A 6,607-nucleotide genomic window follows, 5' to 3' on the forward strand; every position below is an offset into this window, starting at 1 on the left:
CTCGCCGTCTCCACCGCGACCACCCACATCAGCGCCGTCGAGCAGTGGCTGGCGGCCAGCCTGGAGGACGACTCGCTGGGATCCATCGACGACTGACCGGCCGAACACGCGCCGCGCACGGGTACGGCCGGCCTGCCCTGCCTGCTCCATCTCCACGGCGGGGGCTTCACGGTCGGCAGCCTGGACGGCGTCGACGAAGTGTGCCGTTTCTTCAGCGACCACGCCGAGTGCGTCGTGGTCTCGGTCGACTACCGGCTGGCTCCCGAGCATCCTTTCCCCGCCGCCATCGACGACACCAGGACGGCCCACGCCTGGCTCGTCGAGAACGCGGACCGCCTCGGCATCGACAGCCGCCGCATCGCGGTCGGCGGCGACTCGGCCGGCGGAGGTCTGGCGGCGCTCTGCCTCGACCTGCGCAGTCGCGGGCTGCCCCAGCCCGCGCTCCAGGTCCTCGTCTACCCGGCAGTGGACGACTCTTTCGCACGCCTGGTCCAGAGCGCTGGATCCAGGGGCGCGAGCAGCGGGGCTAGAAGCGATCCAGATCATCAGCGTTCATGCCCTGATCGAATAGCCGGGCCTCCGACGGTGAGCCAGGCGAGGTCGGATCCAACCGCCCAGGGTGGGAAATGGGCTGGCGGCTCTGACGCATCACCAGTGTGCGCCTCCGGTGCCTCCTCTGCCGCCGTCAGGCTTCCGGGAGACTGGTGGAACAACCATCGCGCGGTACTCGACGAGGCACGTCGCCCGGATGCGTGTCCTTGAGGGCAGCCGGCGCTTGCGGCGTCTCTCGCTTCGCTGCGAGCAGTTCCGCACCGTACTGGTCTGTTGCGCGGTACGTCACGTCGTCGGTCGGTTCCCGCGGCCAGGCGATGAGGAGGTACTCCTCGACCGGCTTCTCGATCGCGCCGTCGGTACAAGTGTCGCGGCCTCGCGCGTGGGCGCGGAGCCGGTATGAGCCCGGACCGGCGGCGGTGAGCCTCGCGCGCGATCGCCTCGCCGTTGCCGACGGGGAAGAACCGGTTGCGGCGGCCGTGAACGACGAGCGTGGGGACCTCGATCTCGGGCAGGCGCTCGCGCCAGCGGGGTTTACAGTCGGGCCTGGAGAACACCATGCCCATCTGGTTTGCCATCTGGACCGGGGTGAGCCGCCGGGGGTGCGGTCCCAGATGCGCGCAGCGATTGCGCGCGCGGCGACGGGGCCGTCGCCGAGGATCTCCGCGCTGGCAGCGGCGAAGTCCGCAACCCCACCTCTCGGTCGGTCCAATGGGGCATCGGGCGCGCGAACAACCGGCTCATCGTCGCCTGGTCGTGGTCGGGGAGGTCATCGTCGGGCGGGCCGGGGGCCACCGCGCGGGTGCCCACCAGGGTGAGCGCCGAGAACGCGCCCGGATGGTCCAGCACGGCCACCCTGGGCGACCATCCCGCCGACGCCGATCCCCGCGAGGTGCGCCGGCCCCCCGCCCAGCGCGTCGGCAAGGGCGGCCGCGTCGGCGGCGAGGTCACGCAGGGTGTAGGCGGGCGCCTCCGGGTCCGCCGTCGTCGACTCCCCGCTGTCGCGCAGGTCGTAGCGCACCACACGGCGCCCACCGGCGGCGAGGCGCTCGCATTGTGCGTCGGAGGATCGCGTGCGCCGTGCGGTGTCGGTCTGAACGAGGGTCGGGCCGGAGACGGAGCAGCGGGCGGTACGAAGCCTCAGCGATGACCTCGCCTCGGGCCGGTGGGCCGAGCTCAACCGCGACCTCGCCGACCTTGACGCGGTAGACCTCGGCCTCCGACTGCTCATAGCCTGAATCGCGTACCTGGCGTCGGACCGCACGGGTCTGCCCGTCCGGCCCGACGCCAGCAACGGAGCGATCAACGCCCAGGACTCAGCCGTCAGTTCATGCCTCAGCACCACGAACGGCGTAGCGAGTTACCCACTTTACGGACACCGCTTAGTGCGGTCCCGGCGGCTCCGGCGACAGTCCGGGGACCACCATGAACGTCGCGTCCTTGCGGTCCAGGTCGCTGTGGACCTCTTCGACGAAGAGGTGGAAATCCCTGTGCCGCAGGAACCGGTTGGGGAAGTTGAAGGACCGGAACGACACCGCGTTCGGGTCTACGAGTCCCGGGATCATGGCGAACGTGGCGTCCTTCCGCATCAGCTGCATGTCCGGAGGTTCGGGCGGGGGCGTCGAACCGGGGGGAACGAGCGGGGTGTTCGGCCCCTCGTGAAGCTTGACGCGGAAGTCCTGGTGCCGCAGGAAGTGGAGGGGGAAGTTGACGGACCGGAAGGACACGAGGTTGCGGTCGGCCAGGCCGTTCACCATTTCGAAGGTGGCGTCGGCGCGGTCCAGGTCGCTCGCGACGGCCGACAGCTCTGCCAGGAAGTTCGCGTGCCGGACGAAGTGATTGTCGATGTTGAAGGACTTCAGCGAGGAACTCATCGTGTGTACTCCTTGCGGCCGTCGGCGGGAATCGCCAGTCATGAAGACGCCTCGAGGGCAGCATCCCTCCGCCTGGCCGGCCCCACCAACCCGGATCATCCCTTTCCTGCGGATGGTGGCGCTATGGATGCCTTCCTGCGGGTACCGGTGTAGCATCCGGCCGCCCAGGCCGAAGATGGCTCCCGGACAATGTGAGGTCAGGGCTGCGGCGAGGAGGAGGAGGAGGAGGAGTCCGCAGACCGTCACGAGCAGCCATCCGGTACGGGATGCCTCGGCGATGCCGGTGGGGGCGACGCACGCGACCAGGCCGCCTGCGAGCACGATGCCGACCGCCGAACCGACCTGGCGTGCGGCGGACGTGATCCCCCCGGCCACGCCTGCCTGGGAGCGCGGCAGGCCGCTCACGGCGGTGTTGGTGAGCGGCGCGTCGGCGAAGCCGAAGCCGATGCCTATGAGGAGAAAGGCCGTCAGGAGAACCGAAATATCCGTGTTCTGGTCCAGGTCCACCAGGCACAGACCGCCGGCCGCGGTGAAGCCGATGAGGACGCGACCGCCAAGAACAGTCCTGCAGTGAGCAGGAGCTGGCCGGGCACGTCGAGCCGCCGGGCACGCTCGCCGCGGGACTCCGGCACGAACACGGCGACGAGGACGAGAGCCGCGACGACGACCGGGACGTTGATCCAACACCGACCGCCATCCGAAGACGGCGATGAGCGCTCCGCCCGTGACCGGGCCCGCCGCCATGCTCAGCCCGAACACCGCCGCCCACACGCCGATCGCCCGGGCCCGCTCGCGGGCGTCGCTCGGCCTTGTCCGGGACGGTGCAGCTGATCCGCCTCCGCGCAGGTGGGCCCGGTTCTTCCGAGCAGGCGTAGGCCTGCCAGCGGAAAACGTACGGCGGCACGCGTCTGGGGGGCGCTTGCGCCACGGTCATCGCGGTGGGCGATTCGTCCTACCGCACGGGCGGGAGGGTTCGGGGAGCGGGCGCGGGCCGCCGGGGGGAGCATGGGGGTGTGGACGCCGGGCTGGAAGCCGCCCTGGCGCGGCAGGAGCTGATCGCGGCACCGTTGCTGTTCGCGGGCGGCGGGACGTCGCGCCGCTCTCTGACGCGTTTGGGGCGGGAGGAGCTGCGGGAGCAGTTCTGCGCCGTTCTTCCCCGCCCGTACCTCTCCTGCCGGGCTGCGACCGGGACGGACCTTCCGGCCGTGGCGAGGGGCCTTGACGACCGCAAGATCGAGGCGAGGACAGGGAGCATCGCCGACCTGTATCCGAGCGCCTACTGCCGGCGCCGGTTCCACCGGCTCACCCTCTCGTCGCGCAGCCCGCGCGAGGTCGAGGACCACGGCCCGATCTCAGTCGTCCAGGTGCCCCTCCTCGACCCAGACAATGGCGCCCCTGTGCAGCTGCGCGAGGTCGTGACGAAGCGCAGGGACGAGGTTGGGACAGGCGCCTCGCACCTGAGCGCGTCCCACCCATGCGTCCGCCTCTACGGCATGGTGATCCATAGCCCTGACACCGCCACGCGAGGAGCAGGCGCATGAGCGAGCCGGAGGAGGGATTGGTCAGCGGTGCCGCACGGGACGCCGGTGGGTGGATGGGCGCGCTTGCGGTGGCTCAGGTGGCCACCAGCGCGGATGGCACCATCGTGCGGTGGAACCGCGCGGCCCAGGAGCTGCTGGGTTACACCCCGCAGCAGGTGGTGGGCCGGCACATCGCGGAGCTTCTGCATCCCGGTGCGGACCGGAGTCTGGGACGGTCGCTCTGGGAGGCCGCAGCCACCGGCCGAGGCGTGATGGGCACGGTCACCGCCTGGCACGCGGCCGGGCACCCGATCGAGCTGGAGATCTGGGCCAGCCCCCTTCCGGACCGCCATGAGGACACCTCCGCCGTCGTGGTCTTCGCCGCCGACGCCCACAGTGCACGCCGCATCCGTGGCTCCTCGGCCGTGTGGGACGGATTGTTCGCCCGCTCGCCGATCGGCATCGGCGTGTTCGACACGCACCTGCGGTTCCTGAGGGTCAACCCGGCCATGGAGAAGATGAACGGCCTGCCGGAGTCGGCCCACATCGGCCGCCGGTTGTCCCAGCTGCTGCCGCAGATCAACGCCTCCGACATGGAGGAGGCGATGCGAGCCGTCCTCGACAGCGGCCGGCCGGTCCTGGACTTCCGCCGCACCGGCCGCACCCCGGCCGACCCCGAACACGACCGCGTGTGGTCCTGCTCCTACGTCCGTGTCGAGGACCCCGCCGGCCGGGCCCTCGGGATCATCGCAACCCTGTTGGACATCACTGATCAGCAGCGCGCCCACACCGAGGCCGAAGCAGGACGGCGCCGTCTGGCTCTGCTCAGCGAGGCATCGATCCGCATCGGCTCGAGCCTGGAGTTGGAGCGCACTGCCCAGGAACTGGCCGACCTCGCCGTGCCCCGCCTCGCCGACGCCGTCACCGTGGACGTACTGGATACTCTCGCCCGCGGCGATGATCCCGTCGCGGGGCTCAGCGCCGGCGTCGCCCTGCGCCGTTTGGGCAAAGCCCCGCTGAGCGGTTCCCCGGTGACCTCCGCCCTCGCCCCGCTTGGCCGCACCCTCGACTTCCCCGCCGGGGCCCCTTACACCCAGGCCCTCGCCGGGCGTCATCCGTTCCTGCTGGCCCGCCTCGACGCCGAGGCCATCGCGCCCGCCGCCCGGCATACGAGCAGGCCCGCCCGGCTGCTGGAACTGGGCGTGCACTCCTTCATGATGATTCCGCTCGTCGCCCGCGACCTGGTGCTGGGCGTGGCCACCTTCTACCGTACCCGCCCGCTCGGCCCCTTCGACCATGACGACGTCACCCTCGCCGCCGAACTCGCCGCCCGCGCCGCGATCAGCATCGACAACGCCCGTCTCTACCACCGCGAGCACGACACCGCCGTCACTTTGCAGCGCAGCATGCTGCCCCAGCACATCACCCCGCCCCCAGGCATCGAAGTGGCCCACCGCTACCTGCCCGCCAGCGACGCCAACGAGGTCGGCGGCGACTGGTACGACGTGTTGCGCCTGCCCAGTGGCAAAGCCGCCCTCCTGATCGGCGACGTCATGGGCCACGGCACCGCTGCCGCTGCCGTCATGGGCCGGCTGTCCGCCAGCGTGCGTGCCCTGGCTCGTCTCGACCTCGAACCACAAGAGATACTGGCCCAGTTGGAAGAAGCCCTGGAGGACCTGGCCGAGCCGATGCTGGCCACCCTCTTGTACATCGTCGTCGACCCGGCGACCGGCCACTGCCGGATCACCCGGGCAGGCCATCCCCCGCCCGCACTGGTCACTCCGGACGGCGAGGTCCAACTCCTCCAGGTGCCGCCCGGCACCCCGCTCGGCGTCGGCGGCACCCGTTACATCACCACAGATCGCACCCTCGAGCCCGGCAGCGTCCTCGTGCTGTACACCGACGGACTCATCGAATCCCGCACCAGCGACATCGATGAACGCCTCGCCGAACTCACCAACACCCTCGCCGAACCCAGCCCTTCCCTCGACGCCATGTGCGACAGCCTCCTGGCACGCCTCGTGCCGGCTTCCGCCGACGACGACATCGCCCTCCTCATCGCCCGTACTGCGCACGCCAAGGCATGACCCTCGGCCGCTCACACAGCCTTCCCCCGTCGTCGAGGACGGCGTCGCCGCCCTTGATGTGGCGGGCGGGGTTGAGGCCTTGCTCCGTCAGGTCGACCGACCAGGCCGTTTCCCGGACGCCTTCCAGTTTGGCCATGCCTGGTGTCGGCCCGAGGCGGAAGCCGCCGGGGATGGGCTTGCCGGAGGCGCTGTAGGGCAGGAAGTCCAGGGGCGAGCGGCCGGGTGAGGGGTAGAGGACGCAGTCGGAGAGCACGGCCAGCGGGTACAGGCCGGTCAGCTTGGCCATGTTGAGCAGTTTGCGGTGCATGTTGACCCGCGTATGGGCGATGACGGCGGCGCGGATGTCGGGGGGTGCGGGAGCACCAGGAGCAGCGCGGCGACAGCGGCTGCGAGAGTCCAGGTCAGGCACCAGGTCCACCACGGCGGCACGGACCGCGGGCTGCAGCGGCGACTGGCGGCCGGCGGCCCGGGGGGCGCTGCTCCACCTGGGCAGCGATCCGAATCAGCGGCCATGAACACGGGTTTGCGCGTGAGGACTCACATGGGAGCGGGGTCGGTGCGGCCATGGCGGCGG

General features: G+C 70.8%; 4 protein-coding genes and 3 pseudogenes. 4 read left to right on the forward strand and 3 right to left on the reverse strand.

What is annotated here, in order from left to right; all coding sequences use genetic code 11:
• Nucleotides 1-123: 123 nt before the first annotated feature.
• Nucleotides 124-762: pseudogene (locus tag VIU94_RS13125) on the forward strand (alpha/beta hydrolase); the annotation flags it as partial.
• Nucleotides 763-1,321: 559 nt separating this feature from the next.
• Here VIU94_RS13125 and VIU94_RS44935 read toward each other — a convergent pair.
• Complete coding sequence (locus VIU94_RS44935; protein ID WP_524540630.1) at nucleotides 1,322-1,576, reverse strand: hypothetical protein; 255 nt, start codon at nucleotides 1,574-1,576, stop codon at nucleotides 1,322-1,324.
• A gap of 40 nt (nucleotides 1,577-1,616) precedes the next feature.
• Between VIU94_RS44935 and VIU94_RS13135 the strand changes: the two are divergent.
• Nucleotides 1,617-1,790: pseudogene (locus VIU94_RS13135) on the forward strand (MerR family transcriptional regulator); the annotation flags it as partial.
• Nucleotides 1,791-1,934: 144 nt separating this feature from the next.
• Here VIU94_RS13135 and VIU94_RS13145 read toward each other — a convergent pair.
• Nucleotides 1,935-2,933 (reverse strand): AbfB domain-containing protein, encoded by a 999-nt coding sequence (locus VIU94_RS13145; RefSeq protein WP_331910930.1) that lies wholly within the window; start codon nucleotides 2,931-2,933, stop codon nucleotides 1,935-1,937.
• A 506-nt stretch (nucleotides 2,934-3,439) separates the two neighbouring features.
• On the opposite strand from VIU94_RS13145, the gene VIU94_RS13150 reads away from it, so the two are divergent.
• Nucleotides 3,440-3,967 carry a hypothetical protein gene (locus tag VIU94_RS13150; RefSeq protein ID WP_331910932.1) on the forward strand — a complete coding sequence of 176 codons (528 nt, stop codon included), beginning with the start codon at nucleotides 3,440-3,442 and terminating at the stop codon, nucleotides 3,965-3,967.
• Complete coding sequence (locus tag VIU94_RS13155; protein ID WP_331910934.1) at nucleotides 3,964-6,033, forward strand: SpoIIE family protein phosphatase; 2,070 nt, start codon at nucleotides 3,964-3,966, stop codon at nucleotides 6,031-6,033. The genes VIU94_RS13150 and VIU94_RS13155 overlap by 4 nt, the downstream gene beginning before the upstream one ends.
• On the opposite strand, the pseudogene VIU94_RS13160 reads toward VIU94_RS13155, so the two are convergent.
• A pseudogene (locus VIU94_RS13160) lies at nucleotides 6,002-6,385 on the reverse strand (hypothetical protein); the annotation flags it as partial. The gene VIU94_RS13155 and the pseudogene VIU94_RS13160 sit on opposite strands and share 32 nt — an antisense overlap.
• Nucleotides 6,386-6,607 lie beyond the last annotated feature (222 nt).

This window comes from Streptomyces sp. (assembly GCF_036566765.1).
Taxonomy (GTDB): Bacteria; Actinomycetota; Actinomycetes; order Streptomycetales; family Streptomycetaceae; genus Streptomyces.